A 25,322-nucleotide genomic window follows, 5' to 3' on the forward strand; every position below is an offset into this window, starting at 1 on the left:
CGGAAAATGAACCTTTAACTCGTCTGCAATGCAGAGATTTCGGATTTATCTGCCAGCCTTTTCAGTAACATATTCAGCAGCACGCCGTACATCGGCAGGAAGAAAATAATGCTGATCAGCACTTTGAAGCAGTAGTCGACCAGCGCGATTTCCATCCAGTGCTCGGCCATAAAGGCATCCGGGCTGCGCCAGAAAGCGATAAAGAAGAAGGCTAACGTATCGCTGATGTTGCCAAACAGCGTCGAAGCCGTTGGCGCCAGCCACCAGCGACGGTTCTGACGTAGGCGGTTAAAGACATGCACATCCAGAATTTGACCCAACGCGTAAGCCATAAAGCTGGCGGCGGCGATACGGGCGACAAACAGATTAAAGTGCAGCAGTGCGCCGAATCCCTGCCACGATCCCATATAGAACAGTGATGAAACGACATAGGAGATCAGCAGCGCGGGGATCATTACCGCAAAGATGATACGTCGTGCCAACGGAGCGCCAAAAATACGCACGGTCAGATCGGTCGCGAGGAAAATAAACGGAAAGCTGAAAGCGCCCCATGTGGTATGGAAACCAAAAATGGAGATCGGTAGCTGCACCAGATAGTTGCTGGAGGTGATCACCAGCAGATGAAATAGCGATAGCCAAAACAACGCTTTTACGCGTTGAGATTGTGTAAACGGAGTCATATTGTGACCTTTTTGTTGGATGGGGTGAGGGAACCCAATAAAAAACCGTCGCATGATACTGCTTTAAGAGCACATTGCAATGGTTGTTTTTCACGCAATCGTTAACCTGATTGGCTTACGCCACAACAGAGCGTAAAATAACGCCGTTTTTGAATGAACGAGACTACGATGAGCGATCTGTTTACCTCTCCCGACCATACTCTTGATGCCCAGGGGCTGCGCTGCCCGGAACCCGTAATGATGGTGCGTAAAACCGTGCGCGGCATGCAGGCGGGTGAAACGCTGCTGATTGTCGCCGACGATCCGGCGACAACCCGTGACATTCCCGGCTTCTGTACCTTTATGGAGCATGAGCTGGTAGCAAAAGAGACCGATTCTCTGCCGTACCGCTATCTGGTGCGCAAAGGCCAGTAATCTCAGCCGGATGGCGCTAATGCAACTGCCGTCCGGCATAGACGCATTATCCTTTACGTAGTAACCGCAGTGCGTTAGCGGTCACCAGTACCGTCGCCCCCGTATCTGCCAGCACCGCCAGCCACAGTCCGGTTATCCCGAGCAGCGTGGTGACGAGGAAAATCCCCTTCAGGCCTAGCGCAATCGCAATGTTCTGGCGAATATTGGCGTGGGTGGCGCGGGCTAACTGAATCATTTGCACCAGACCACGCAGGCGGTTGTGGGTCAGGGCGGCATCGGCGGTTTCCAGGGCGACATCGGTCCCGCTTCCCATCGCAATGCCAATGGTGGCTGCTTTCATTGCCGGAGCATCGTTGATGCCATCGCCGACCATCGCCAGCGGCGACTGTTGGTTAAGATGGGTAACGGCCTGTACTTTATCTTCCGGTAATAGACCCGCTTTGAATTCGAGACCCAATTCACTGGCAATAGCTGCCGCCGCTCGCGGGTTATCGCCCGTCAGAATCACCCCTTTCACGCCAATCTGATTAAGCTCGCTGATGGCGCTACGGGCGTCGTCGCGCAGCGTGTCCTGTAGGGCCAGCACGCCGAGAACGGCATCGTTACGCAGCACCAGTACCACTGTTTGACCCGCGCTTTCCAGCTCGCTTATCTGCCCGGCAAAAGCATCGGCAGGCTGCTTACCGGCGGCGCAAATCAGCACGCGTTCGCCGTTGACCAGTGCTTCAATGCCAGAGCCAACCAGCGCCCGCTGATCTTTTGCGACAGGGATAGTCAGTTCGCGCGTTTGGGCTTCCCGAACAATCGCCTGCGCCAGCGGGTGCGTCGCGCCTTGCTCTACTGCTGCCGCCAGCGCCAGCAGTTCTGCCTCGCCAATACCGCTTGCCGGGTGAATCGCCGTGACGCGCGGTTTACCGATGGTCAGGGTGCCGGTTTTATCAAACGCGACCTGCGTTACCCTACCCAACTGCTCCAGCGCGGCCCCGCCTTTGATTAACGCGCCACGACGTGCCGCGGCGGCAAGGCCAGAGGTAATGGCGGCGGGTGTGGAAATCACCAGCGCACATGGGCAGCCAATCAGCAGCAGCGTCAGCCCTTTATAAATCCACTCCTGCCAGGATGCGGCAAACAGCAGCGGTGGTACAAGGGTGACCAACAACGCAACCGCCATAATGGCTGGGGTGTAAATCCGGCTGAAACGGTCAATAAAACGCTCAATGGGGGCGCGGCGTTCTTCCGCTTCTTCAATCAATTTCAGAATACGGTCAATGGCGCTGGCACCCGGTTCGGAGAGTACTTCCAGCGTTACCAGACGGTCCACGCTGGTGGCACCCGCCGGGACTTTCTCGCCGGTGGCGCGCTCAACCGGTATCGATTCGCCGGTCAGGGCGCTTTCATCAAAGCTGGCAAACCCGGAAACCAGCTTGCCATCGGCTGGTAAACGCCCACCTGCGGCAACCTCGATAACATCGCCTGGCTGGAGAGTATTGATAGCAACCTCTTCGCGCTCGCCGTTACGCAGGCGCGTGGCGGTTTCCGGCTTGAGCGCCATCAGTGCGCTGACCCCTTTACGGGCGCGGCTGGCGGCCCATCCTTCCAGGCGTTCGCCAATTAAAAACAGCAGCAGCACCATGGCGGCTTCGGCCGTCGCGCCGATAAACAGTGCGCCAATGGCGGCCACGCTCATCAACGTTTCAATGGCAAAGTAGCTGCCGGTTTTCATCAGACGCAGGGCCTGACGGGCAATGGGATACAGACCTACCAGCGTGGTGGCGATAAATGCTATCTGGCCAAAGGGGTGATTGAACTGCTCCAGCCCCCAGCTAATCGCCATCATGATAATCAGCGAAATCAGCGGCAGGTTCTCTTTAAACCGCGACTCGGGGGCGGCGTCTGGCGCTTGCTCATCGCGCAGGGTATAGCCTGCCTTTTGCACTGCGCTTTCAACTTGCAGGCGGATATCGGAACCCGCATCGACTACCAGTTTTTCGGTGGCGAACAGAACCTGGACCTGGTTGACGCCGTTGACCTGGCGGACCGCATTCTCCACTTTTCGGGCGCAGGCTGCACAGTCCATGCCTGCCACTTTCCAGGAGTAGCGGGTACCCATTACGGTACCGGATACGGGTGGTGGGGTGGAGCAACTTCCTTCGCAGCAGCAGTCGTCAGCCTTTTGTGGCGCAGGCGCTAGCTTGAAAGAAGAAAATTGTGGGGCTTTTTTGCCACTGGAATCGGGTGTCGACATGGCATCCTCCGGTTGATAATCATTTCATATTAACCGGAGGATACACTCTGGAGTCGACTCCAGAGTCAAGCGTTTTAAAGATACAACGAACGAACAATCAGGAAATGTCCGGCGAAGTAGCAGGCGGCAGCAATTGCGTTATCGGCGCGGAAGCGGCGACGGTAATGGCTACCCAGCCAGACAATGTTGCCGATGAACAGGAGTGATGCGCCCATAAAAGCCGACAGCGCCGGAGCGGTCGGGCGGAAGAACCACAGCTCACCAGCCATCCAGACCATCATCAGCGTGATACCAATAAAGGTACAGATAGCGATGCGTAGCTCTTCCAGACGCGTCCAGATCACGGCAATCAGCAACGCCCCCAGCCCCACCAGCACCAACGGCAAAGGCCAGAAGAACGACAGCGTCATTTGGCTGGCGAAGTAAATGGTATACAGCAGATGCGACAGGAAGAATGCCCCCACGGCATACAAAAGGCGTTGGCGCGGTAACAGCGTCAGCGCATCGCCCAGCAGCGAGGCAAGCAGGCCAGCCAGCACCAGATAGCTGACAGCATTAAACATTGGCGCCTGCCAGGCCAGCAGCGCCAGCAGGAGTAACGTTAGGGGTTTAAAGACCCAGCGTTGCCAGGCGGGCCCACGATAGGAAGCATCCACGAACAACCATGCGGAAAGGCAGACAGCGATAAACGACCAAAGCATCTTAGTTCCTTGAATTCGTTATTTTTTCGTAAGCGGGGTGCTCACGGCTCTACTGTTCAGTGTAGAGGTCGACACTGCCAGATGACAACACCATAACAGGCAATGTATGCTTATTTCCGCATTTTCTGATGGGTTAATAATATGAGCAAACCACCACTTTTCTTCATTGTTATCATTGTTTTAATCGTTGTTGCTGCGTCGTTTCGCTTCGTTCAGCAGCGGCGTGAAAAAGCCGATAATGATACTGCGCCGTTAGTGCAAAAGCAGGTGGTGGTGAGTAACAAACGGGAAAAACCGCTTAACGATCGGCGATCCCGCCAGCAGGAAGTGAGCCCGGCGGGGACCAGCATGCGCTATGAAGTCAGTTTTAAGCCACAAAGTGGCGGCTTCGAGCAGACGTTTCGTCTGGATGCCCAGCAGTACCATGCGTTAACGGTCGGGGATAAGGGAACGCTGAGTTATAAAGGTTCGCGTTTTGTTGATTTTACAGTGAACGCTAAGGTTTCATCTGACTGATGCCGGATGGCGGCTTACGCTTTGTCCGGCCTGGAGATTTTGTCGCCCCGGCCTGCTAAGCGCCGCCGGGCGAAAAGATCACAGTTACTTTTTCAACTGATCTTTAATCTTCTTCTGCCAAACCAGTAACTCAAAGACGCCGAACAGAAAAATACGGATTTTCTCTCCGCGGGTCATCTGCGGGCCATCTTTAGGCATGGTGCTTTTTAACAGCGCCAGTTGCATGCCGTGCATCAGCACCATAAAAATCAGTGCGACGTTAACGAAGATGTTAAGCGGGCGTGGAAAGGGTTGGAAAATATTGAGTAGTAAAAATGCCCAGACGCACAACATCAGCAGGCGTCCCAGGTTAATCAGCATCGTGTTCTCCTCGTGCTTCACGTTGGTAAAGGCGATAGGCGACCTGTCCGGCGACTTTTTCACGGTACAGCGACCAGTTCACCGGAACCGGCGGCAAACCGTTTTCTACTTCGCTTTCAACGTAAATATACGCTTCATTTGCCAGCCAGCCATGAGTTTCCAGAAGAGTTAATGTTTCTTCCAGTAATCCTTTGCGAAACGGCGGGTCAACAAACACCACGTTATGCGGCGTACCCGTCTGGGCCAAAAATGTCAGGGTATTGGTGTTGACGACCCGGGCATGGGGGGCTTTCAGCGTGGCGAGATTGTTTTGTAGCTGCTGTGATACCGCGCGATCCATTTCCAGAAGCGTCGCATTTGCCGCATAGCGAGAGAGGGCTTCCAGTCCCAGCGCGCCGCTGCCGGCGAAGCAGTCCAGGCAGTGAGCATCGACCATTACCGGGGCCAGCCAGTTAAATAAGGTTTCGCGTACGCGGTCGGTGGTTGGGCGCAGACCGGGACTATCCGGAACCGGGAGTTTACGGCCACGCCATTGGCCGCCAATAATGCGGATCTGGCCGCTACCAGAGTGATTCGGTTTTTTCATTTCAATTATTGCTCAATCCGCTGCTGACGTGTCATTCCAGGCGGTGATGTGAGTTAAGTTAACCCGTCGCCTTTCAAGTTACCTCTTCGTTGGCTGCACTTACTCACCCGAATCACTTACTAAAAGTAAGCTCATCGGGATTCGTGCGCTTGCCACCTTGACGTAACTCGAAATTCATTGGGTATAAGTGATAGACTATTTCATCATTTTTTTAGCTGCTATGTACATAGCGTTGACGCTGTGCCATGAAGCAACAGCGGGGGAGTGTAGTCGCAAATGGCGAAAGAGAAAAAACGTGGCTTTTTTTCCTGGCTGGGCTTTGGTCAAAAAGAGCAGGCACCGGAAAACGAGACAGAATTAAAAAACGAAGAACAACAACCGGTTGCTGAAGAAACTACCGTCGTTGACGAACAGCCGCGCGCCGAGGAAACCCGTAGCGAGGCGGAAACGGAAGCTTTTGCAGCTGAAGTTGTTGAAGTGACTGAACAGGTTGCGGAAATAGAAAAACTGCAGCCGGAAGCTGAACCTGTTGCCGAACAATCGCAGCCGGAGATTGAGCGGGTTGCTGAACCTGCAGCTGAACCCGTTGTGGAAACGCCAGCGGCGACGGTTATCGAACGCGAAGAATTGCCACTGCCGGAAGAGGTGAAAACCGAAGAGGTTTCTGCCGAAGAGTGGCAGGCCGAAGCGGAAACCGTGGAAATCGTTGAGGCGGTTGAAGAGGAAGCCGAAAACGAACCGCACCTGACTGATGAAGAGCTGGAAGCGCAGGCGCTGGCGGCTGAGGCAGCTGAAGAAGCCGTGATGGTGGTGCCGGTAGAAGTACCTGCCGTAGAAGCACCGACAGAAGAAGAGGGAGTCCAGGAGCAGGAAAAACCAACGAAAGAAGGTTTCTTTGCGCGTCTGAAACGCAGCCTCCTGAAAACAAAAGAAAACCTTGGTTCCGGATTTATCAGTCTGTTCCGTGGTAAAAAGATCGACGATGATCTGTTTGAAGAGCTGGAAGAGCAACTGCTGATCGCCGACGTGGGCGTAGAAACGACCCGCAAGATTATTGCGAATCTGACGGAAGGTGCCAGCCGTAAGCAGCTCAAAGACGCGGAAGCGCTGTACGGCCTGCTGAAAGAAGAGATGGGCGAGATTCTGGCGAAGGTGGAAGAACCGCTGAATGTTGATGGCAAGACGCCGTTTGTTATCTTAATGGTTGGCGTCAACGGCGTGGGTAAAACCACCACTATCGGAAAGCTGGCACGTCAGTTTGAGCAGCAGGGTAAATCGGTGATGCTGGCGGCGGGCGATACCTTCCGTGCGGCGGCGGTAGAGCAGCTGCAGGTCTGGGGTCAGCGTAACAACATCCCGGTGATTGCTCAGCATACCGGCGCGGATTCCGCGTCCGTCATCTTTGATGCCATCCAGGCGGCGAAGGCGCGTAATGTAGATGTGCTGATCGCTGATACCGCGGGGCGTTTGCAGAACAAATCGCACCTGATGGAAGAATTGAAAAAAATCGTTCGCGTCATGAAGAAGCTCGACGAAGATGCGCCGCATGAAGTTATGCTGACTATCGACGCCAGCACCGGGCAGAATGCGATAAGCCAGGCCAAACTGTTCCATGAAGCCGTGGGCTTAACCGGTATCACCCTGACTAAGCTGGACGGTACAGCGAAGGGCGGGGTCATCTTCTCGGTTGCCGATCAGTTTGGCATCCCTATCCGCTATATCGGTGTGGGCGAACGTATCGAGGATTTACGTCCGTTTAAAGCGGACGATTTTATAGAGGCACTTTTTGCCCGAGAGGATTAACAATGATTCGCTTTGAACATGTCAGCAAGGCCTATCTCGGTGGGAGACAAGCGCTGCAGGGAGTTACCTTCCATATGCAGCCTGGCGAGATGGCATTTCTGACCGGCCACTCCGGCGCGGGGAAAAGTACCCTGCTGAAGCTGATTTGTGGAATTGAACGGCCCAGCGCCGGGAAAATCTACTTCAGCGGGCATGACATCAGCCGTTTGAAAAACCGTGAAGTGCCGTTTCTGCGTCGTCAGATTGGCATGATTTTTCAGGATCACCACCTGTTGATGGACAGAACCGTGTTTGACAACGTGGCAATCCCGCTGATCATCGCGGGCGCCAGCGGGGACGATATTCGTCGTCGCGTGTCAGCGGCGCTGGATAAGGTCGGACTGTTGGACAAAGCGAAAAACTTCCCTATTCAGCTCTCCGGCGGTGAACAACAGCGCGTGGGCATCGCCCGTGCGGTGGTGAACAAACCAGCGGTATTGCTGGCGGATGAACCAACAGGGAACCTGGATGACGCGTTGTCGGAAGGGATCCTTCGCCTGTTTGAAGAGTTTAACCGCGTCGGGGTCACGGTATTAATGGCCACGCACGATATTGGCCTGATCTCCCGTCGCTCCTATCGCCAAATGGTTCTGAGCGATGGACATCTGCATGGAGGCCTGGCCCATGAATAGACGTGACGCTATTAATCAAATCAAACAGTTCGGTGGCCGACTGGATCGCTTCCGTAAATCGGGCGGCGCGCCGGGAGATGGCGGTCGTAACGCGCCAAAGCGGGCGAAAGCCGCGCCAAAGCCGAACTCGCGTAAAACCAATGTCTTTAACGAGCAGGTACGCTACGCGTTCCAGGGCGCGTTACAGGACCTGAAAAGCAAGCCTTTGGCGACGTTCCTGACGGTGATGGTTATTGCCATCTCCCTGACGCTGCCAAGCGTATGCTACATGGTTTATAAGAACGTCGACCATGCGGCAAGCCAGTATTATCCTTCTCCGCAGATCACCGTTTACCTGCAAAAAACGCTGGATGATGATGCAGCGGCGCGGGTGGTTGGTCAGTTGCAGGCCGAGCAGGGCGTGGAGAAAGTGAATTATCTTTCCCGCGATGACGCGCTGGGCGAATTCCGTAACTGGTCCGGCTTTGGCGGCGCGCTGGATATGCTGGAAGAGAACCCGCTACCAGCCGTGGCGGTGGTTATCCCGAAACTGGACTTCCAGGGCACGGAGTCGCTGAACACGCTGCGCGACCGTATCGCACAAATCAACGGTATTGATGAAGTGCGCATGGATGACAGCTGGTTTGCCCGTCTGGCGGCGCTGACGGGCCTTGTCGGACGCGTCTCCGCGATGATTGGCGTGCTGATGGTAGCGGCGGTCTTCCTCGTCATCGGTAACAGTGTGCGGCTGAGTATTTTTGCGCGTCGCGATACCATTAACGTGCAGAAACTGATTGGCGCGACGGATGGGTTTATCCTGCGTCCGTTCCTCTACGGCGGTGCGCTGCTCGGTTTTTCCGGCGCATTTCTTTCACTGATTTTGTCAGAAATTTTGGTGATGCGCCTGTCGTCAGCGGTTACTGAGGTGGCGCAGGTTTTTGGAACTAAGTTTGATATCAACGGCTTATCATTCGATGAATGCCTGTTATTACTGCTGGTGTGCTCGATGATTGGCTGGGTGGCAGCCTGGCTTGCCACGGTTCAACATTTACGCCACTTTACCCCCGATTAAAAAATCTCTGGTATAATCTTTCCCTGCACTGAGTAGTTCGCTCTGCAGGGAAAGAGTCCCTGTTATCTCTTCCCAGCGTATTCATTGTGATGTCACATTTTGTGCGTAATCTATACACATTACGACATGGAACTTGTGGATAAAATCACTGTCTGATAAAAGATTGAATGATATTCTCGTTGCTCATAAGCTCTGGCATGGTTGTTGCTATTGGTTTTAGCCAACGCGTCAGATGAAAAGATTGAGAGGATTTGAATGACCAAAGAAATGCAAAATTTAGCTTTAGCCCCTGTTGGTAACCTGGAATCTTACATCCGGGCTGCGAACGCGTGGCCGATGTTGTCGGCTGACGAGGAGCGGGCACTGGCTGAAAAGCTGCATTACCAGGGCGATCTGGAAGCAGCTAAAACGCTGATCCTGTCTCACCTGCGCTTTGTTGTTCATGTTGCTCGTAATTATGCGGGCTATGGCCTGCCGCAGGCGGATCTGATTCAGGAAGGTAATATCGGCCTGATGAAAGCCGTGCGCCGTTTCAACCCGGAAGTGGGTGTGCGCCTGGTTTCTTTCGCCGTGCACTGGATCAAAGCTGAGATCCACGAATACGTTCTGCGTAACTGGCGTATCGTAAAAGTCGCGACCACCAAAGCGCAGCGTAAGCTGTTCTTTAACCTGCGTAAAACCAAGCAGCGTCTGGGCTGGTTCAATCAGGACGAAGTTGAAATGGTTGCTCGTGAGCTGGGTGTTTCCAGCAAAGACGTGCGCGAAATGGAATCCCGTATGGCGGCGCAGGACATGACGTTTGACATGTCTTCAGACGACGAGTCTGACAGCCAGCCGATGGCACCGGTTCTGTATCTGCAGGATAAATCATCTAACTTTGCCGACGGCATTGAAGAAGATAACTGGGAAGATCAGGCCGCGAACAAACTGACCCACGCAATGGAGGGTCTGGACGAGCGTAGCCAGGACATCATTCGCGCCCGTTGGCTGGACGAAGACAACAAGTCGACGTTGCAAGAACTGGCCGATCGCTACGGCGTCTCTGCTGAACGTGTTCGTCAGCTTGAAAAGAACGCCATGAAAAAACTGCGTGCGGCGATCGAAGCGTAATCTTCCGCCGACCTGGAAATGCTGATAAACCCTGGATGAAAATCCGGGGTTTTTTGTTTTTATCTCTCCCTCTCCTCTGACGTTTATGCTATTTGTCATCAGGTTGTTATCTGCATGTCAAATTTAGCTATTCCAAAATAATAAAAATCGGGTATGTTTTAGCAGAGTATGCTGCTAAAGCACGGGTGGCTATCCAATAATCGAAATAAAGTGCTGAACAACAACATCACAACACACGTAATAACCACAATAATGGGGATTGTCAGGATGAATATGAAGGGTAAAGCGTTATTGGCAGGATGTATCGCCCTGTCTTTGAGCAATATGGCGTTTGCTAAGGATATTAAAGTTGCCGTCGTCGGGGCGATGTCTGGCCCGGTAGCACAATATGGCGATCAGGAATTTACCGGCGCAGAGCAGGCAATTGCGGATATCAACGCCAAGGGCGGCGTGAAAGGTGACAAACTGGTCATGGTGAAATATGACGATGCCTGTGACCCGAAACAAGCGGTAGCGGTTGCGAACAAAGTGGTCAACGACGGGATTAAATACGTAATCGGTCACCTGTGCTCTTCTTCCACTCAGCCTGCGTCAGACATCTATGAAGACGAAGGCATTCTGATGATCACCCCAGCGGCAACGGCGCCGGAGCTGACCGCGCGCGGCTATAGCCTGGTAATGCGTACCACTGGTCTGGATTCCGATCAGGGCCCAACGGCCGCCAAATATATCGTTGAAAAAGTGAAGCCGCAGCGCATCGCGATTATTCATGATAAGCAGCAGTACGGTGAAGGTCTGGCCCGCGCGGTGCAGGATGGCCTGAAAAAGGGTAACGCCAACGTGGTGTTCTTTGACGGGATCACCGCCGGGGAAAAAGATTTTTCTACGCTGGTAGCGCGTTTGAAGAAAGAGAATATCGATTTCGTTTACTACGGCGGTTACCACCCGGAAATGGGGCAAATCCTGCGTCAGGCACGCGCCGCGGGTCTGAAAACCCAGTTTATGGGGCCAGAAGGTGTAGCGAACGTGTCGCTGTCTAACATCGCCGGTGAATCTGCAGAAGGCTTACTGGTAACGAAACCGAAGAACTACGACCAGGTTCCGGCGAACAAACCCATCGTAGATGCTATCAAAGCCAAGAAACAGGATCCGAGCGGCGCATTCGTATGGACCACCTACGCCGCGCTGCAATCTTTGCAGGCCGGTCTGAACCAGTCTGATGATCCGGCTGAAATTGCCAAGTATCTGAAAGCAAACTCAGTGGAAACCGTGATGGGGCCGCTGTCATGGGATGCGAAGGGCGACCTGAAAGGCTTCGAATTCGGCGTGTTTGACTGGCATGCAAACGGGACGGCGACAGACGCCAAGTGATTTTCCCGGCGCCTTTCGTGCCGCAGGTGTGTTGGCTGCGTTATTCAACCCCGGTCACTTACTTATGTAAGCTCCGGGGATTTTATAACTTGCCGCCTGCCTGCAACACAAAATTCTTGGGAAAATACTCGTAATACAATTGGTTGGGGGCGGTTTTCTACCGTTTCTCCCAGCCATTCTCCTGGGCCGTAAATCCTAACACCTGCATAAATGCGGCCATCACGCTGCGGTCTTCAACGCCGACGTCGGCCATCCACCACGAACTCACGTCAGGGTTTTCCCGGATCACTTCTTCGATCAAATACTGCCCGACGCCGCGACGGCGGGTGATATCGCGCACGCGCAATGAATCCAGTGCGCCTTGTGTGCCGCTCAGGGTTACCCGCACGGCGCCTAACAGACGCTCGTTAAAGCGTGCGGCGTAGATCCGGTGCGTTTCATCTACGCTTAATGATGAGGCGGAATATTCCGGCCAGATTTTGCCCAGATCAATCAGGTCCTGGTCGCTAAAGTTATCTAAACGAACGATGGTCAGCTTCATTAACAGCATGTCCAAATCACAAAAGATGGAATCAGTGTACCGAAATAATTCGCCCGGATGCTTTCTCTTTTTAATGCGATTAACCAGGTTAATAGTTTTGTAACAACGACAATGACAGATTGAAACAGTAGAGATTGAAAAACAGGCAGGATAATACCCTGGAATGCAGCATTTTATTCCGCTCTTTGTGCCGTTATTTTATGCTGACAAATGCACTTTTTTTTGTTTATCTATAGTGAAAAGCAGAATATTATCTTTTCTTAATCGACTGAAAAATAGAGATTTTAGCCGTAATTTGCTTAAAAAACTGCGCTAAACCATTAACGAGACTGGTAAAAGTAGTACAGTTCAAAAAAAGCACAGTCTGCTTTTTAACCACATAAATACAAAATATATACATCATCACGAATGGGGATTCAGGAAAATGAAACGGAATGCGAAAACAATCATCGCAGGGGTGATAGCACTGGCAATGTCACACGCGGTCATGGCGGAGGATATCAAGGTCGCTGTTGTCGGGGCGATGTCAGGTCCGGTCGCGCAGTGGGGTGATATGGAATTTAATGGCGCACGTCAGGCCATTAAAGATATCAATGCCAAAGGCGGGGTCAAAGGCGACAAACTGGTTGCCGTCGAATATGACGACGCCTGCGATCCGAAACAGGCCGTTGCGGTAGCGAACAAAATCGTCAATGATGGCATTCAGTACGTTATTGGTCATCTGTGCTCATCTTCCACGCAGCCCGCATCAGATATCTATGAAGACGAAGGCATTCTGATGATTTCCCCGGGCGCGACCAACCCGGAACTTACCCAGCGCGGTTACGCACACATTATGCGTACAGCGGGCCTGGACTCCTCTCAGGGGCCGACCGCCGCGAAATACATTCTGGAGAAGGTGAAGCCGCAACGCATCGCCATCATTCACGATAAACAGCAATACGGTGAAGGCCTGGCGCGTTCAGTGCAGGAGAGCCTGAAAGCGGGCAAAGCCAATATCGTCTTCTTTGACGGGATCACTGCCGGGGAAAAAGATTTTTCTGCGCTGATCGCCCGCCTGAAAAAAGAAAATATCGATTTTGTTTATTACGGCGGATACTACCCGGAAATGGGACAAATGCTGCGCCAGGCTCGCTCCGTCGGGCTGAATACCCAGTTTATGGGACCTGAGGGCGTGGGCAATGCGTCGCTGTCTAACATTGCCGGTGATGCCGCTGAAGGCATGCTGGTGACCATGCCAAAACGCTATGATCAGGACCCGGCGAATAAAGCTATCGTCGATGCGCTCAAAGCTGACAAGAAAGATCCAACCGGACCGTACGTGTGGATCACCTATGCCGCCGTCCAGTCATTGGCGACAGCAATGGATCGCAGCGGCAGCAAAGAGCCGTTGGAGCTGGTGAAAGATCTGAAAGCACACGGAGCTGACACCGTGATAGGGCCGCTGAAATGGGACGAAAAAGGCGATTTGAAGGGATTTGAGTTTGGTGTCTTCCAGTGGCACGCGGACGGATCATCGACCGTCGCGAAGTAATAGCTGAAGACGAGTTATCCCACCGCCCGTACAAAGCGGGCGGGTTAAGAAAGGTTACCTTATGTCCGAGCAGTTCCTCTATTTCTTGCAGCAGATGTTTAACGGCGTCACGCTGGGAAGCACCTACGCGCTGATCGCTATCGGTTACACGATGGTGTACGGCATTATCGGCATGATCAACTTCGCCCACGGCGAGGTGTATATGATCGGCAGCTATGTCTCCTTTATGATCATCGCTGCGCTAATGATGATGGGTATTGATTCCAGCTGGCTACTGGTCGCGGCGGGCTTTGTCGGCGCGATTGTGATTGCCAGCGCCTACGGCTGGAGCATTGAACGCGTAGCGTATCGGCCCGTGCGCAGCTCTAAGCGCCTGATCGCGCTGATTTCCGCTATCGGGATGTCCATCTTCCTGCAAAACTACGTCAGCCTGACGGAAGGTTCGCGCGATGTGGCGCTGCCCAGCCTGTTTAACGGCCAGTGGACCGTCGGCAGTAGCGAAAACTTCTCTGCTTCCATCACCACTATGCAGTTGGTTATCTGGATTGTAACCTTCCTGGCGATGCTGGCGCTGACGCTGTTTATCCGTTACTCCCGTATGGGCCGTGCCTGCCGTGCCTGCGCGGAAGACCTGAAAATGGCCAGCCTGCTCGGCATAAATACCGATCGCGTGATTGCGCTGACCTTTGTGATTGGCGCGGCAATGGCGGCGGTAGCGGGCGTACTGCTCGGCCAGTTCTACGGCGTAATTAACCCCTATATCGGCTTTATGGCCGGGATGAAAGCCTTTACCGCGGCGGTACTGGGCGGCATCGGCAGCATTCCTGGGGCGATGATCGGCGGCCTGATTCTGGGTGTCGCGGAAGCGCTCTCCTCTGCTTATCTGAGTACCGAATACAAAGACGTGGTTTCATTCGCGCTGCTGATTCTGGTGTTGCTGGTGATGCCGACCGGTATTCTGGGTCGCCCGGAGGTAGAGAAAGTATGAAACCGATGCATTTTGCAATGGCGCTGCTCTCTGCCGCTATGTTCTTCATCCTGGCGGGCGTCTTTATGGGCGTCCAGTTGGAGCTTGACGGCACCAAACTGGTGGTGGATACCGCCGCGGATATCCGCTGGCAGTGGGTGTTTATCGGCACTGGCGTGGTCTTTCTCTTCCAACTGTTGCGTCCAGCTTTCCAGAAGGGCCTGAAGAGTGTCTCCGGACCGAAGTTTATTCTGCCGGCGATTGATGGCTCCACCGTTAAACAGAAGCTGTTCCTGGTCGCGCTGCTGGTGATTGCCGTGGCGTGGCCGTTTATGGTGTCGCGCGGTACGGTTGATATTGCCACGCTGACGATGATTTATATCATCCTCGGCCTCGGTTTAAACGTGGTGGTGGGGCTTTCCGGTCTGCTGGTGCTGGGTTACGGCGGCTTCTATGCCATCGGTGCTTACACCTTCGCGCTGCTGAACCACTATTACGGACTCGGCTTCTGGACCTGTCTGCCGCTGGCGGGGCTGGTTTCCGCTGCTGCGGGCTTTATGCTCGGCTTCCCGGTACTGCGCCTGCGCGGTGACTATCTGGCGATTGTGACTTTAGGCTTCGGCGAAATCGTCCGTATCCTGCTGCTCAACAACACCGAAGTGACCGGTGGGCCGAACGGTATCAGCCAGATCCCCAAACCGACCTTTTTCGGTCTGGAGTTCAGCCGTACTGCCCGTGAAGGTGGCTGGGATACCTTCAGCAACTTCTTTAACGTGAAGTACGATCCCTCTGACCGCGTGATTTTCCTCTATCTGGTGGCGCTGCTGCTGGTGGTCTTCTCGCTGTTTGTCATCAACCGTCTGCTGCGTATGCCGTTGGGTCGTGCGTGGGAAGCGCTGCGCGAAGATGAAATAGCCTGTCGCTCGTTGGGCTTAAACCCTACGCGCATCAAGCTGACCGCCTTTACCATCAGCGCCGCGTTCGCCGGTTTTGCCGGTACGTTGTTTGCCGCGCGTCAGGGTTTTGTCAGCCCAGAATCCTTCACCTTTGCCGAGTCGGCCTTTGTGCTGGCGATTGTGGTACTGGGCGGGATGGGCTCACAGTTTGCAGTGATCCTCGCGGCCATCCTGCTGGTGGTGTCACGCGAGCTGATGCGTGATTTCAATGAATACAGCATGTTAATGCTGGGGGGTTTAATGGTACTGATGATGATCTGGCGTCCGCAGGGCTTGTTGCCGATGACCCGTCCGCAGTTGAAGCTGAAAAACGGGGAAGCAAAAGGAGAGCAGGCATGAGTCAGCCATTATTATCCGTCAACGGCCTGATGATGCGCTTCGGCGGTCTGCTGGCGGTAAACAACGTTGAACTGGAGCTGAGACCACAGGAGATCGTCTCGTTAATCGGGCCAAACGGTGCGGGAAAAACCACGGTCTTTAACTGCCTGACCGGTTTTTATAAGCCGACGGGTGGGACGATTAAGCTGCGCGACCAGCATCTGGAAGGACTGCCGGGTCAGCAAATCGCGCGGATGGGTGTGGTGCGTACTTTCCAGCATGTGCGTCTGTTTCGCGAAATGACGGTGATTGAAAACCTGCTGGTGGCGCAACATCAGCAGCTGAAAACCGGCGTCTTCTCCGGCCTGTTGAAAACCCCGTCGTTCCGTCGCGCGCAGAGTGAAGCGTTGGATCGCGCTGCCACCTGGCTGGAGCGTATTGGTTTGCTGGAGCACGCCAACCGTCAGGCCAGTAACCTGGCCTACGGCGACCAGCGCCGTCTGGAGATTGCACGTTGCATGGTGACCCAGCCGGAAATCCTGATGCTCGACGAACCCGCCGCAGGCCTCAACCCGAAAGAGACCAAAGAGCTGGACGAGCTGATTGCTGAACTGCGTAACCATCACAACACCACCATTTTGTTGATTGAGCACGACATGAAGCTGGTGATGGGTATTTCCGACCGTATTTACGTGGTGAATCAGGGCACGCCGCTGGCGAACGGGACGCCGGAACAGATTCGTAACAACCCGGACGTGATCCGCGCCTATTTAGGTGAAGCATAATGGTGGTGACGCATAATATGGAAAAAGTCATGTTGTCCTTTGACAAAGTCAGCGCCCACTACGGCAAGATACAGGCGCTGCACGACGTCAGCTTGTATATCAATCAGGGTGAAATCGTGACGCTGATCGGCGCCAACGGTGCGGGAAAAACCACGCTGCTTGGTACGCTGTGCGGCGATCCGCGTGCGACAAGTGGGCGAATTGTCTTTGATGGTAAAGACATTACCGACTGGCAGACGGCGAAAATCATGCGCGAAGCGGTAGCGATTGTTCCGGAAGGGCGTCGCGTGTTTTCCCGCATGACGGTGGAAGAGAACCTGGCGATGGGCGGCTTCTTTGCCGAAAAGGACCAGTTTCAGGAACGCATCAAGTGGGTGTATGACCTGTTTCCCCGCCTGCATGAACGTCGAATTCAGCGTGCGGGCACGATGTCCGGCGGTGAACAGCAGATGCTGGCGATAGGCCGTGCGCTGATGAGTCAGCCGCGGCTGCTGCTGCTTGATGAGCCGTCGCTGGGTCTGGCGCCGATTATCATCCAGCAGATCTTCAACACCATCGAACAACTGCGCGAGCAGGGGATGACAATCTTCCTCGTCGAACAGAACGCTAACCAGGCGCTGAAGCTCGCCGATCGCGGCTACGTGCTGGAAAACGGTCATGTGGTGTTGGAAGACACTGGTGATGCGTTACTGGCTAACGAAGCAGTGCGCAGCGCGTATCTGGGCGGTTAACATTCTCTGAATGGACAAGGGGGCCTGATATGGCCCCTTTTTATTGCTCTATGTTATTATTGAGAATAGTTATCAATAATAAAAGTGAACATGGAGAAAGGATGATACGTTCCGGTATCTGCATGATGATTGGCGGTTTGTTTTGGACGCTTTCATCAAATACCCTGGCCTTAACACCGCCAGCGTTCGACCCGCGCGACCCTTCAATCTGGGAAGAGAAACCGGACAACTCGTTAGCGCAGTCCAGCTCGCCCTGTGAAGTGTTCACCTCCTCTGTCTGCCCGGGCTGGGAAGATGAGAAATCGGATATTCAGCGCGAACGTGAGCGGCGGGAACAGCAGCGTTTACAGAATGAATATGAACGACGCTGGCGTAAAGATTAATGTTCTTTGCTGGCTGCAACAGATAACGTCATCCTGGCCGGGTAAGACATAGCGTTACCCGGCTTTGTTGTGCACCACCCCGCATTTTCCTGTCACTACGCTTTCACCGCCTTGCCATCTGTTTGTCGCCTTACTATCTTTTTTTTGTAATAAAAAAGTTATTTTTCTGTCATTCGAGCATGTCATGTTACCCCCGCGAGCATAAAACGCGTGATATCGCGCATCCGGCACAACAAGAGAGATAACCGATGATATCGTTACGACATACAGCTTTAGGACTGGCACTTAGCCTGGCGTTTGCAGGTCAGGCTCTGGCCGTCACCACTATCCCGTTCTGGCATTCAATGGAAGGTGAACTGGGTAAAGAAGTTGATTCACTGGCGCAACGTTTTAATGCCGCCAATCCCGACTACAAAATTGTTCCGCAGTACAAAGGCAACTACGAGCAGAGCCTGAGCGCAGGTATTGCGGCTTTCCGTACCGGAAACGCACCTGCGCTACTGCAGGTTTATGAAGTGGGCACGGCAACGATGATGGCCTCGAAAGCCATTAAACCGGTCTATGAAGTATTCAAAGAGGCTGGTATTAACTTCGATGAGTCTCAGTTCGTACCAACGGTTTCCGGTTATTACACCGACTCTAAAAGCGGACACTTACTCTCCCAGCCGTTTAACAGCTCCACGCCGGTGCTGTACTACAACAAAGATGCCTTCAAAAAAGCCGGTTTAGACCCTGAGCAGCCGCCAAAAACCTGGCAGGATCTGGCGGAATACACCGCGAAGCTGAAAGCAGCAGGCATGAAGTGCGGTTACGCCAGCGGCTGGCAGGGATGGATTCAGATTGAAAACTTCAGCGCCTGGAATGGTCTGCCGGTGGCTACCAAAAACAACGGCTTTGACGGTACTGACGCGGTGCTGGAATTCAATAAACCGGAACAGGTGAAACATATCGCCCTGCTGGAAGAGTTGAACAAAAAAGGAGATTTCAGCTACTTCGGGCGTAAAGACGAGTCTACCGAGAAGTTCTATAACGGGGATTGTGCCATTACCACCGCCTCTTCCGGTTCTCTGGCTGACATCCGCCACTACGCCAAATTCAACTATGGCGTCGGCATGATGCCGTACGATGCCGATGTGAAGGGCGCGCCGCAGAACGCGATTATCGGGGGAGCCAGCCTGTGGGTGATGCAGGGTAAAGACAAAGCAACCTACGAAGGCGTGGCGCAGTTCCTCAACTTCCTGGCGAAGCCTGAAATTGCTGCCGAATGGCACCAGAAGACCGGCTACCTACCCATTACCACCGCCGCGTACGACTTGACCCGCGAGCAGGGCTTCTATGATAAGAACCCTGGGGCTGATATCGCCACCCGCCAGATGCTGAACAAGCCACCGTTGCCGTTCACCAAAGGGCTGCGTCTGGGCAACATGCCGCAGATCCGCACCATCGTAGATGAAGAACTGGAAAGCGTCTGGACCGGGAAGAAAACCCCGCAGCAGGCGCTGGATGCTGCCGTTGAGCGTGGCAATCAGTTACTGCGCCGCTTTGAGCAATCGACTAAATCGTAATGTGAAATGCCGGGTGGCGGCTGCGACTTACCCGGCCTACAAATGCGTGTAGTTTGTAGGCCGGATACGGTGTTTGCACCGCAATCTGGCACCTTCCAGGAAAAGAACCTACATGTCTTCATCCCGTCCGGTGTTCCGCTCGCGCTGGCTTCCCTATTTGCTGGTGGCCCCGCAGCTGGTTATCACCGTTATTTTCTTTATCTGGCCCGCCGGTGAAGCGCTGTGGTACTCACTACAATCCGTTGATCCGTTTGGTCTTTCTAGCCAGTTTGTCGGACTGGAAAACTTTATCGCGCTGTTTCATGACCCGTACTACCTTGATTCATTCTGGACCACCATTAAGTTCAGTACGTTAGTCACGGTAAGCGGTTTGCTGGTGTCGTTATTTTTTGCGGCGCTGGTGAATTACGTGGTGCGCGGCAGCCGTTTTTACCAGACGCTGATGCTGTTGCCTTACGCCGTCGCGCCCGCCGTCGCCGCCGTATTGTGGATCTTCCTGTTTAACCCAGGACGCGGGCTGATTACCCATTTTCTCGGTGAGTTTGGCTATGACTGGAACCATGCGCAAAACAGCGGTCAGGCGATGTTTCTGGTGGTGTTTGCGTCGGTCTGGAAGCAGATTAGTTACAACTTCCTGTTCTTCTTTGCCGCACTACAGTCTATTCCGCGGTCGCTGATTGAAGCCGCCGCGATTGATGGTGCGGGACCGGTTCGCCGCTTCTTTAAGCTGGCGCTGCCGCTGATTGCACCGGTCAGCTTCTTTCTGCTGGTGGTGAATCTGGTTTATGCCTTCTTTGATACCTTCCCGGTGATCGATGCCGCCACGGCGGGTGGGCCGGTACAGGCGACCACTACGTTGATTTATAAGATCTATCGCGAAGGCTTTGTCGGGCTGGATCTCTCCGCCTCGGCCGCCCAATCGGTAGTGCTGATGTTCCTGGTCATTATTTTGACGGTGGTGCAGTTCCGCTATGTGGAAAGTAAGGTACGTTACCAATGATTGAGAATCGTCGTGGGCTGACAATATTCAGCCATGCCATGTTGATTATGGGGATCATGGTGATCCTGTTTCCGCTGTACGTCGCGTTTGTCGCGGCGACGCTGGATAACAAAGCAGTCTTTGAAACGCCGATGACGCTGATTCCCGGCACACAGCTGCTGGAAAACATGAAATACATCTGGGTCAACGGCGTGGGCGTTAACAGCGCGCCGTTCTGGCTGATGATGCTCAACAGTTTCATCATGGCGTTCAGTATTACGGTAGGGAAAATCACCGTCTCTATGCTCTCCGCATTCGCCATCGTCTGGTTCCGCTTTCCACTGCGTAACCTGTTCTTCTGGATGATTTTTATCACGCTGATGCTGCCGGTCGAGGTGCGTATTTTCCCGACGGTGGAAGTGATCGCCAACCTGAAAATGCTCGACAGCTATGCGGGTCTGACGCTGCCGTTAATGGCATCGGCGACTGCGACGTTCCTGTTCCGGCAGTTTTTTATGACCCTGCCGGATGAACTGGTTGAGGCGGCGCGTATTGACGGTGCGTCACCGATGCGTTTTTTCCGCGATATTGTACTACCGCTGTCAAAAACCAATCTGGCGGCGCTGTTTGTGATCACCTTTATCTACGGCTGGAACCAGTATCTGTGGCCGTTGTTAATTATTACCGATGTCAATTTGGGCACTGCGGTGGCAGGTATCAAAGGCATGATTGCTACTGGTGAAGGCACCACACAGTGGAATCAGGTAATGGCAGCCATGCTGCTGACGCTCATCCCTCCGGTAATCATCGTGTTAGCCATGCAGCGTGCCTTTGTACGTGGCCTGGTCGATAGTGAGAAATAAAAATGGCTGGTTTAAAACTACAGGCAGTAACCAAAAGCTGGGACGGCAAAACCCAGGTGATTAAACCGCTGACGCTGGATGTCGCGGACGGAGAATTTATCGTGATGGTTGGCCCATCCGGCTGCGGTAAGTCAACGCTGCTACGGATGGTGGCCGGGCTTGAACGGGTGAGCGGCGGCGATATCTGGATTGATAATAAGCGCGTCACCGAAATGGAGCCTAAGGATCGCGGCATTGCGATGGTCTTTCAGAACTACGCGCTCTACCCACATATGAGCGTGGAAGAAAATATGGCCTGGGGACTGAAAATCCGCGGGATGGGCAAGGAGCATATTGCCGAACGGGTGAAAGAGGCGGCGCGTATTCTCGAGCTGGGTGAACTGCTCAAGCGTCGTCCGCGCGAGCTTTCTGGCGGTCAGCGCCAGCGTGTGGCGATGGGGCGGGCGATTGTCCGTGACCCAGCGGTATTCCTGTTTGATGAGCCGCTGTCTAACCTCGATGCCAAGCTGCGCGTACAGATGCGTCTGGAGTTACAGCATCTGCATCGCCGACTGAAAACCACCTCACTGTATGTGACGCACGATCAGGTTGAAGCGATGACCCTCGCCCAGCGGGTGATGGTGATGAACAAAGGCATTGCCGAGCAGATCGGCACGCCGGTTGAGGTATATGAAAAGCCTGCCAGCCGCTTTGTGGCGAGTTTTATCGGCAGCCCGGCGATGAATCTGCTGGACGGGCGCATCAGCGCCTCGGGCACCCATTTTGAACTGGATGACGGCATGACGTTGCCCCTCGGCAGAAGCGCGAGGGAGTCTGGTGGGCGCAACATGACGTTGGGTATCCGCCCGGAGCATATTGCGCTAAGCTCGCAGGCCGAAGGCGGCGTGCCGTTGGTCGTCGACACGCTGGAAATGCTGGGAGCGGATAACCTGGCACACGGACGTTGGGGTGAGCAAAAGCTGGTGGTGCGACTGGCGCATCAGCATCGCCCGACGGCAGGCAGCACGCTGTGGCTGCATCTGCCAGAAAATCATCTGCATCTTTTTGATGGCGAAACAGGACAACGCGTATGAGTAACTGGCCTTACCCCCATATCGTCGCCCATCGCGGCGGCGGTAAGCTGGCACCGGAAAACACCCTGGCGGCGATCGACATGGGGGCGCGATACGGGCATACCATGATTGAGTTTGACGCTAAATTGTCGAAAGACGGTGAGATCTTCTTGCTGCATGACGACAACCTGGAACGCACCAGCAATGGTTGGGGTGTGGCAGGCGAGCTGAACTGGCAGGATTTATTGCGCGTGGACGCCGGTGGCTGGTTTAGCGGTGAGTTTAAAGGCGAACCGCTACCGCTGCTCTCGCAAGTGGCCGAGCGCTGCCGTCAGCACGGTATGATGGCGAATATTGAAATTAAACCTACCACCGGCACCGGAACGTTAACCGGCAAAGCCGTAGCGCTGGCCGCTCGGGAACTGTGGGCGGGAATGACACCACCGCTGTTGTCATCCTTTGAAATTGACGCGCTTGCAGCGGCGCAGCAGGCGGCGCCTGAACTGCCGAGAGGCTTACTGCTTGATGAGTGGTGCGAAGACTGGCGTGAGCTGACAACGCGGCTGGGCTGCGTCTCTATTCATCTTAATCACAAGCTGCTGGATGAAGCGCGCGTGGATGCGCTGCGCGACGCAGGACTGCGTATTCTGGTGTATACCGTCAACCGACCCCAGCGCGCGGCGGAACTGCTACGCTGGGGAGTGGACTGCATCTGTACCGATGCCATTGATACGATTGGTCCGGATTTCCAGCCCTGTTAAGGCCCAATTGTTTTTAACGGAACGTTAGGCTGCGGCGTGCTGGAGGGCTTCAGCATGTCGCCGTTCTTTTTCTCCGACAGCATATGTTGCTTATTCAGCGAGCTGTCCGGGTTACGGGTTCCACTTAACATTCCACCGTTGCTGTTGGGCAGCATTTGCTGCTGGCTGGAATTAAACTCGCCAGGCTGAGACTGAAGGACGCGCTGGGAGTTGGAATTGATTTGGTTTTCCATATGCTGTTGTTGCATACGCGTCTGTGTTTGCAACTGCTGATTGAGCATCCCTTTCTGCTGAATCTGCTGCGATTGCATTTGGGTTTGCATACGCTGCTGGCTCGGGATCTGATAACCGGGTTGATTCGGGTTATTCATGGTGTTGATGGGCTGTGCAAAGCCTGCAAACGGCAACAGCATGGCTAAAAGTAAGAGTCGTTTCATCGCTTTTCTCCTCTCGGGGATCTCTTAAGTTTACTCCTTTCTCGCCGTTACGATGATTATTTCAGAGTTATGCACCAGGCTTAGTGGGGGCTGACCCCATACATCTGGAGAATAACGATGATAAAACCGACGTTTTTACGCCGGGTAGCCATTGCTGCTCTGCTCTCAGGAAGTTGTTTTAGCGTTGCTGCCGCTCCGGCTGCACCGCCGCCGGTATCATACGGTGTTGAGGAGGATGTGTTCCATCCCGTGCGTGCGCAGCAGGGGATGGTGGCCTCCGTGGATGCGCTTGCCACTCAGGTGGGGGTGGATATTCTTAAACAGGGTGGGAATGCCGTCGATGCCGCCGTGGCCGTTGGCTACGCGCTGGCGGTGACGCATCCCCAGGCGGGCAATCTGGGTGGTGGCGGTTTTATGCTGCTGCGTACCAAAGACGGTAACACCACGGCGATTGATTTTCGCGAAATGGCCCCTGCTGGCGCGACCCGCGACATGTTCCTTGATGAGCAGGGCAACGCCGATGCGAAAAAGTCGCTGACGTCGCATCTGGCATCCGGTACGCCGGGTACCGTCGCGGGTTTTTCGCTGGCGCTGGAGAAATACGGCACGATGCCGCTGAACAAAGTGGTACGTCCGGCGATGAAGCTGGCGGAAGAGGGCTTTGTGGTTAATGACGCACTGGCCGACGATCTGAAAACCTATGGCAGTGAAGTGCTCCCTAATCACGAGAACAGCAAAGCCATTTTCTGGAAAGACGGCGAGCCACTGAAAAAAGGCGATAAGCTGGTACAAAAGAACCTGGCGAAAAGCCTGGAAATGATTGCCGAAAGCGGCCCGGATGCGTTTTATAAAGGGGCTATTGCCGATCAGATCGCCGGGGAAATGCAGAAGAACGGTGGGCTGATGACCAAAGAGGACTTAGCCAGCTATAAAGCCGTGGAGCGTACGCCGATTAGCGGTGACTATCGCGGGTATCAGGTCTTCTCCATGCCGCCGCCGTCCTCTGGCGGTATTCACATCGTGCAGATCCTCAATATTCTTGAAAACTTTGATATGAAGAAGTACGGGTTTGGCAGCGCCGACGCCATGCAGGTCATGGCTGAAGCGGAGAAATATGCCTACGCTGACCGCTCGGAGTATCTGGGCGATCCCGATTTTGTGAAAGTGCCATGGCAGGCACTGACCAACAAAGCCTATGCTAAAACGCTTGCCGATCAGATTGATATCAACAAGGCTAAGCCTTCCAGCCAGATTAAACCTGGCAAGCTCGCCCCGTATGAAAGCAATCAGACCACTCACTTCTCGGTGGTGGATAAAGACGGCAATGCCGTGGCGGTGACCTATACCCTGAATACCACCTTCGGGACCGGTATTGTGGCGGGTAACACTGGCATTCTGCTCAATAATGAAATGGACGACTTCTCTGCCAAGCCGGGCGTACCGAACGTATACGGTCTGGTAGGCGGCGATGCCAACGCGGTCGGACCGAAGAAGCGTCCGCTGTCATCTATGTCGCCGACTATCGTGGTAAAAGATGGGAAAACCTGGCTGGTTACCGGCAGCCCAGGCGGGAGTCGAATTATCACTACTGTGCTGCAAATGGTGGTCAACAGCATTGATTTCGGGATGAACGTCGCCGAAGCGACCAACGCACCACGCTTCCATCATCAGTGGTTGCCGGACGAGCTTCGTATTGAGAAGGGCTTCAGCCCGGATACAATCAAACTGCTGGAGCAAAAAGGACAGAAAGTAGCGCTGAAAGAAGCGATGGGCAGCACGCAGAGCATTATGGTTGGACCGGATGGCGCACTGTATGGCGCGTCCGACCCGCGTTCCGTGGATGATTTAACGGCGGGTTACTGAGGATAATGGCCCTCTTCGCTGGAAGAGGGCCGGTTTGGAAGGCCCAATGGCAGTTATTATAATTCATTGTCTCCAGGTA

The 25,322-nt window shown here is 54.1% G+C and carries 26 protein-coding genes; 19 read left to right on the forward strand and 7 right to left on the reverse strand.

From position 1 onward, the window contains the following. Positions 1-14: 14 nt before the first annotated feature. A complete protein-coding gene (locus HV237_RS01225) occupies positions 15-680 on the reverse strand; it encodes a 7-cyano-7-deazaguanine/7-aminomethyl-7-deazaguanine transporter (protein WP_019078120.1) in 666 nt (221 codons plus the stop codon). Between the two features lie 168 nt (positions 681-848). Between HV237_RS01225 and tusA the strand changes: the two genes are divergently transcribed. Continuing rightward, a complete protein-coding gene (gene tusA, locus HV237_RS01230) occupies positions 849-1,094 on the forward strand; it encodes a sulfurtransferase TusA (protein ID WP_003827551.1) in 246 nt (81 codons plus the stop codon). Between the two features lie 46 nt (positions 1,095-1,140). Here tusA and zntA read toward each other — a convergent pair whose 3' ends face one another. Beyond that, complete coding sequence (gene zntA / locus HV237_RS01235) at positions 1,141-3,339, reverse strand: Zn(II)/Cd(II)/Pb(II) translocating P-type ATPase ZntA (RefSeq protein ID WP_047358183.1); 2,199 nt, start codon at positions 3,337-3,339, stop codon at positions 1,141-1,143. A 74-nt stretch (positions 3,340-3,413) separates the two neighbouring features. After that, positions 3,414-4,040 carry a lysoplasmalogenase gene (locus HV237_RS01240; protein ID WP_047358182.1) on the reverse strand — a complete coding sequence of 209 codons (627 nt, stop codon included), beginning with the start codon at positions 4,038-4,040 and terminating at the stop codon, positions 3,414-3,416. 141 nt (positions 4,041-4,181) lie between these two features. Here HV237_RS01240 and HV237_RS01245 point away from each other — a divergent pair, with 141 nt between their 5' ends. Beyond that, the gene (locus HV237_RS01245) at positions 4,182-4,556 is read left to right on the forward strand and encodes a DUF2500 domain-containing protein (protein WP_016154843.1); all 375 of its coding nucleotides are present in this window, start codon (positions 4,182-4,184) and stop codon (positions 4,554-4,556) included. Positions 4,557-4,640: 84 nt separating this feature from the next. On the opposite strand, the gene HV237_RS01250 is transcribed toward HV237_RS01245, so the two are convergent. Together HV237_RS01250 and rsmD are read right to left on the reverse strand one after the other, a co-directional pair. After that, complete coding sequence (locus HV237_RS01250) at positions 4,641-4,916, reverse strand: DUF1145 family protein (protein WP_016154842.1); 276 nt, start codon at positions 4,914-4,916, stop codon at positions 4,641-4,643. Next, on the reverse strand, positions 4,906-5,502 hold the full coding sequence (gene rsmD, locus HV237_RS01255; RefSeq protein ID WP_016157666.1) for a 16S rRNA (guanine(966)-N(2))-methyltransferase: 597 nt from the start codon (positions 5,500-5,502) through the stop codon (positions 4,906-4,908). The genes HV237_RS01250 and rsmD overlap by 11 nt, the downstream gene beginning before the upstream one ends. Before the next feature lie 276 nt (positions 5,503-5,778). Here rsmD and ftsY point away from each other — a divergent pair, with 276 nt between their 5' ends. The 5 genes from ftsY to livJ all read left to right on the forward strand — a co-directional run bounded on the left by ftsY (position 5,779) and on the right by livJ (position 11,508). Continuing rightward, positions 5,779-7,305, forward strand: a complete 1,527-nt coding sequence (gene ftsY, locus HV237_RS01260; RefSeq protein ID WP_047358181.1) for a signal recognition particle-docking protein FtsY — start codon at positions 5,779-5,781, stop codon at positions 7,303-7,305. 2 nt (positions 7,306-7,307) lie between these two features. Further along, the gene (ftsE, locus tag HV237_RS01265) at positions 7,308-7,976 is read left to right on the forward strand and encodes a cell division ATP-binding protein FtsE (RefSeq protein ID WP_003023420.1); all 669 of its coding nucleotides are present in this window, start codon (positions 7,308-7,310) and stop codon (positions 7,974-7,976) included. Next, a complete protein-coding gene (gene ftsX / locus HV237_RS01270) occupies positions 7,969-9,027 on the forward strand; it encodes a permease-like cell division protein FtsX (RefSeq protein WP_016154839.1) in 1,059 nt (352 codons plus the stop codon). Before ftsE ends, ftsX begins: the two co-directional genes overlap by 8 nt. A gap of 255 nt (positions 9,028-9,282) precedes the next feature. Further along, on the forward strand, positions 9,283-10,137 hold the full coding sequence (gene rpoH / locus HV237_RS01275) for an RNA polymerase sigma factor RpoH (RefSeq protein ID WP_003023425.1): 855 nt from the start codon (positions 9,283-9,285) through the stop codon (positions 10,135-10,137). A gap of 267 nt (positions 10,138-10,404) precedes the next feature. Then, the gene (livJ, locus tag HV237_RS01280) at positions 10,405-11,508 is read left to right on the forward strand and encodes a branched chain amino acid ABC transporter substrate-binding protein LivJ (RefSeq protein ID WP_029139730.1); all 1,104 of its coding nucleotides are present in this window, start codon (positions 10,405-10,407) and stop codon (positions 11,506-11,508) included. Positions 11,509-11,665: 157 nt separating this feature from the next. Here livJ and panM read toward each other — a convergent pair whose 3' ends face one another. Further along, on the reverse strand, positions 11,666-12,049 hold the full coding sequence (gene panM, locus HV237_RS01285; protein WP_016154837.1) for an aspartate 1-decarboxylase autocleavage activator PanM: 384 nt from the start codon (positions 12,047-12,049) through the stop codon (positions 11,666-11,668). A 424-nt stretch (positions 12,050-12,473) separates the two neighbouring features. Here panM and livK point away from each other — a divergent pair, with 424 nt between their 5' ends. The 11 genes from livK to ugpQ all read left to right on the forward strand — a co-directional run bounded on the left by livK (position 12,474) and on the right by ugpQ (position 22,943). After that, positions 12,474-13,583, forward strand: coding sequence for a high-affinity branched-chain amino acid ABC transporter substrate-binding protein LivK (gene livK, locus HV237_RS01290; protein WP_016154836.1), 1,110 nt, complete (start codon positions 12,474-12,476; stop codon positions 13,581-13,583). A 61-nt stretch (positions 13,584-13,644) separates the two neighbouring features. Beyond that, entirely contained in the window at positions 13,645-14,571 is a 927-nt protein-coding gene (gene livH, locus HV237_RS01295) for a high-affinity branched-chain amino acid ABC transporter permease LivH (RefSeq protein ID WP_003023435.1), read from the forward strand. After that, on the forward strand, positions 14,568-15,845 hold the full coding sequence (gene livM / locus HV237_RS01300) for a branched chain amino acid ABC transporter permease LivM (protein WP_016154835.1): 1,278 nt from the start codon (positions 14,568-14,570) through the stop codon (positions 15,843-15,845). The genes livH and livM overlap by 4 nt, the downstream gene beginning before the upstream one ends. Next, positions 15,842-16,609: a high-affinity branched-chain amino acid ABC transporter ATP-binding protein LivG gene (gene livG, locus HV237_RS01305; protein ID WP_003023438.1), complete on the forward strand. Its 768-nt coding sequence runs from the start codon at positions 15,842-15,844 to the stop codon at positions 16,607-16,609. The genes livM and livG overlap by 4 nt, the downstream gene beginning before the upstream one ends. A gap of 17 nt (positions 16,610-16,626) precedes the next feature. After that, the gene (livF, locus tag HV237_RS01310) at positions 16,627-17,340 is read left to right on the forward strand and encodes a high-affinity branched-chain amino acid ABC transporter ATP-binding protein LivF (RefSeq protein WP_085951092.1); all 714 of its coding nucleotides are present in this window, start codon (positions 16,627-16,629) and stop codon (positions 17,338-17,340) included. Positions 17,341-17,441: 101 nt separating this feature from the next. Continuing rightward, positions 17,442-17,723, forward strand: a complete 282-nt coding sequence (locus HV237_RS01315) for a hypothetical protein (RefSeq protein WP_016157661.1) — start codon at positions 17,442-17,444, stop codon at positions 17,721-17,723. A 248-nt stretch (positions 17,724-17,971) separates the two neighbouring features. Then, positions 17,972-19,288 (forward strand): sn-glycerol-3-phosphate ABC transporter substrate-binding protein UgpB, encoded by a 1,317-nt coding sequence (gene ugpB / locus HV237_RS01320; protein ID WP_016154831.1) that lies wholly within the window; start codon positions 17,972-17,974, stop codon positions 19,286-19,288. 112 nt (positions 19,289-19,400) lie between these two features. Then, complete coding sequence (gene ugpA / locus HV237_RS01325; RefSeq protein WP_016154830.1) at positions 19,401-20,288, forward strand: sn-glycerol-3-phosphate ABC transporter permease UgpA; 888 nt, start codon at positions 19,401-19,403, stop codon at positions 20,286-20,288. Beyond that, complete coding sequence (gene ugpE, locus HV237_RS01330; protein ID WP_047358180.1) at positions 20,285-21,130, forward strand: sn-glycerol-3-phosphate ABC transporter permease UgpE; 846 nt, start codon at positions 20,285-20,287, stop codon at positions 21,128-21,130. The genes ugpA and ugpE overlap by 4 nt, the downstream gene beginning before the upstream one ends. A 2-nt stretch (positions 21,131-21,132) precedes the next feature. Beyond that, positions 21,133-22,203: a sn-glycerol-3-phosphate import ATP-binding protein UgpC gene (locus HV237_RS01335; protein ID WP_016154829.1), complete on the forward strand. Its 1,071-nt coding sequence runs from the start codon at positions 21,133-21,135 to the stop codon at positions 22,201-22,203. Then, positions 22,200-22,943: a glycerophosphodiester phosphodiesterase gene (gene ugpQ, locus HV237_RS01340; RefSeq protein ID WP_047358179.1), complete on the forward strand. Its 744-nt coding sequence runs from the start codon at positions 22,200-22,202 to the stop codon at positions 22,941-22,943. Before HV237_RS01335 ends, ugpQ begins: the two co-directional genes overlap by 4 nt. On the opposite strand, the gene HV237_RS01345 is transcribed toward ugpQ, so the two are convergent. Further along, on the reverse strand, positions 22,940-23,380 hold the full coding sequence (locus tag HV237_RS01345; protein ID WP_016157658.1) for a DUF2756 family protein: 441 nt from the start codon (positions 23,378-23,380) through the stop codon (positions 22,940-22,942). The two genes, ugpQ and HV237_RS01345, sit on opposite strands and share 4 nt — an antisense overlap. Positions 23,381-23,497: 117 nt before the next feature. Here HV237_RS01345 and ggt point away from each other — a divergent pair, with 117 nt between their 5' ends. Further along, positions 23,498-25,243 carry a gamma-glutamyltransferase gene (gene ggt, locus HV237_RS01350; RefSeq protein ID WP_046274514.1) on the forward strand — a complete coding sequence of 582 codons (1,746 nt, stop codon included), beginning with the start codon at positions 23,498-23,500 and terminating at the stop codon, positions 25,241-25,243. Positions 25,244-25,322: the final 79 nt, after the last annotated feature.

Source organism: Citrobacter sp. RHBSTW-00570, from assembly GCF_013739755.1.
Lineage (GTDB): Bacteria > Pseudomonadota > Gammaproteobacteria > Enterobacterales > Enterobacteriaceae > Citrobacter > Citrobacter braakii.

Excerpts from the sequence above, each read along its gene's own strand:
- tusA (WP_003827551.1), top strand. The coding sequence starts at position 849 with ATGAGCGATCTGTTTACCTCTCCCGACCATACTCTTGATGCCCAGGGG.
- ftsX (WP_016154839.1), top strand. The coding sequence starts at position 7,969 with ATGAATAGACGTGACGCTATTAATCAAATCAAACAGTTCGGTGGCCGA.
- HV237_RS01245 (WP_016154843.1), top strand. The coding sequence starts at position 4,182 with ATGAGCAAACCACCACTTTTCTTCATTGTTATCATTGTTTTAATCGTT.
- ugpA (WP_016154830.1), top strand. The coding sequence starts at position 19,401 with ATGTCTTCATCCCGTCCGGTGTTCCGCTCGCGCTGGCTTCCCTATTTG.
- ftsY (WP_047358181.1), top strand. The coding sequence starts at position 5,779 with ATGGCGAAAGAGAAAAAACGTGGCTTTTTTTCCTGGCTGGGCTTTGGT.
- HV237_RS01240 (WP_047358182.1), bottom strand. The coding sequence starts at position 4,040 with ATGCTTTGGTCGTTTATCGCTGTCTGCCTTTCCGCATGGTTGTTCGTG.
- ugpQ (WP_047358179.1), top strand. The coding sequence starts at position 22,200 with ATGAGTAACTGGCCTTACCCCCATATCGTCGCCCATCGCGGCGGCGGT.
- HV237_RS01250 (WP_016154842.1), bottom strand. The coding sequence starts at position 4,916 with ATGCTGATTAACCTGGGACGCCTGCTGATGTTGTGCGTCTGGGCATTT.
- livF (WP_085951092.1), top strand. The coding sequence starts at position 16,627 with ATGGAAAAAGTCATGTTGTCCTTTGACAAAGTCAGCGCCCACTACGGC.
- ugpE (WP_047358180.1), top strand. The coding sequence starts at position 20,285 with ATGATTGAGAATCGTCGTGGGCTGACAATATTCAGCCATGCCATGTTG.
- HV237_RS01315 (WP_016157661.1), top strand. The coding sequence starts at position 17,442 with ATGATACGTTCCGGTATCTGCATGATGATTGGCGGTTTGTTTTGGACG.
- rsmD (WP_016157666.1), bottom strand. The coding sequence starts at position 5,502 with ATGAAAAAACCGAATCACTCTGGTAGCGGCCAGATCCGCATTATTGGC.
- livK (WP_016154836.1), top strand. The coding sequence starts at position 12,474 with ATGAAACGGAATGCGAAAACAATCATCGCAGGGGTGATAGCACTGGCA.
- livM (WP_016154835.1), top strand. The coding sequence starts at position 14,568 with ATGAAACCGATGCATTTTGCAATGGCGCTGCTCTCTGCCGCTATGTTC.
- panM (WP_016154837.1), bottom strand. The coding sequence starts at position 12,049 with ATGAAGCTGACCATCGTTCGTTTAGATAACTTTAGCGACCAGGACCTG.
- HV237_RS01225 (WP_019078120.1), bottom strand. The coding sequence starts at position 680 with ATGACTCCGTTTACACAATCTCAACGCGTAAAAGCGTTGTTTTGGCTA.
- rpoH (WP_003023425.1), top strand. The coding sequence starts at position 9,283 with ATGACCAAAGAAATGCAAAATTTAGCTTTAGCCCCTGTTGGTAACCTG.
- HV237_RS01335 (WP_016154829.1), top strand. The coding sequence starts at position 21,133 with ATGGCTGGTTTAAAACTACAGGCAGTAACCAAAAGCTGGGACGGCAAA.
- zntA (WP_047358183.1), bottom strand. The coding sequence starts at position 3,339 with ATGTCGACACCCGATTCCAGTGGCAAAAAAGCCCCACAATTTTCTTCT.
- ftsE (WP_003023420.1), top strand. The coding sequence starts at position 7,308 with ATGATTCGCTTTGAACATGTCAGCAAGGCCTATCTCGGTGGGAGACAA.
- livJ (WP_029139730.1), top strand. The coding sequence starts at position 10,405 with ATGAATATGAAGGGTAAAGCGTTATTGGCAGGATGTATCGCCCTGTCT.
- ugpB (WP_016154831.1), top strand. The coding sequence starts at position 17,972 with ATGATATCGTTACGACATACAGCTTTAGGACTGGCACTTAGCCTGGCG.
- ggt (WP_046274514.1), top strand. The coding sequence starts at position 23,498 with ATGATAAAACCGACGTTTTTACGCCGGGTAGCCATTGCTGCTCTGCTC.
- livG (WP_003023438.1), top strand. The coding sequence starts at position 15,842 with ATGAGTCAGCCATTATTATCCGTCAACGGCCTGATGATGCGCTTCGGC.
- livH (WP_003023435.1), top strand. The coding sequence starts at position 13,645 with ATGTCCGAGCAGTTCCTCTATTTCTTGCAGCAGATGTTTAACGGCGTC.
- HV237_RS01345 (WP_016157658.1), bottom strand. The coding sequence starts at position 23,380 with ATGAAACGACTCTTACTTTTAGCCATGCTGTTGCCGTTTGCAGGCTTT.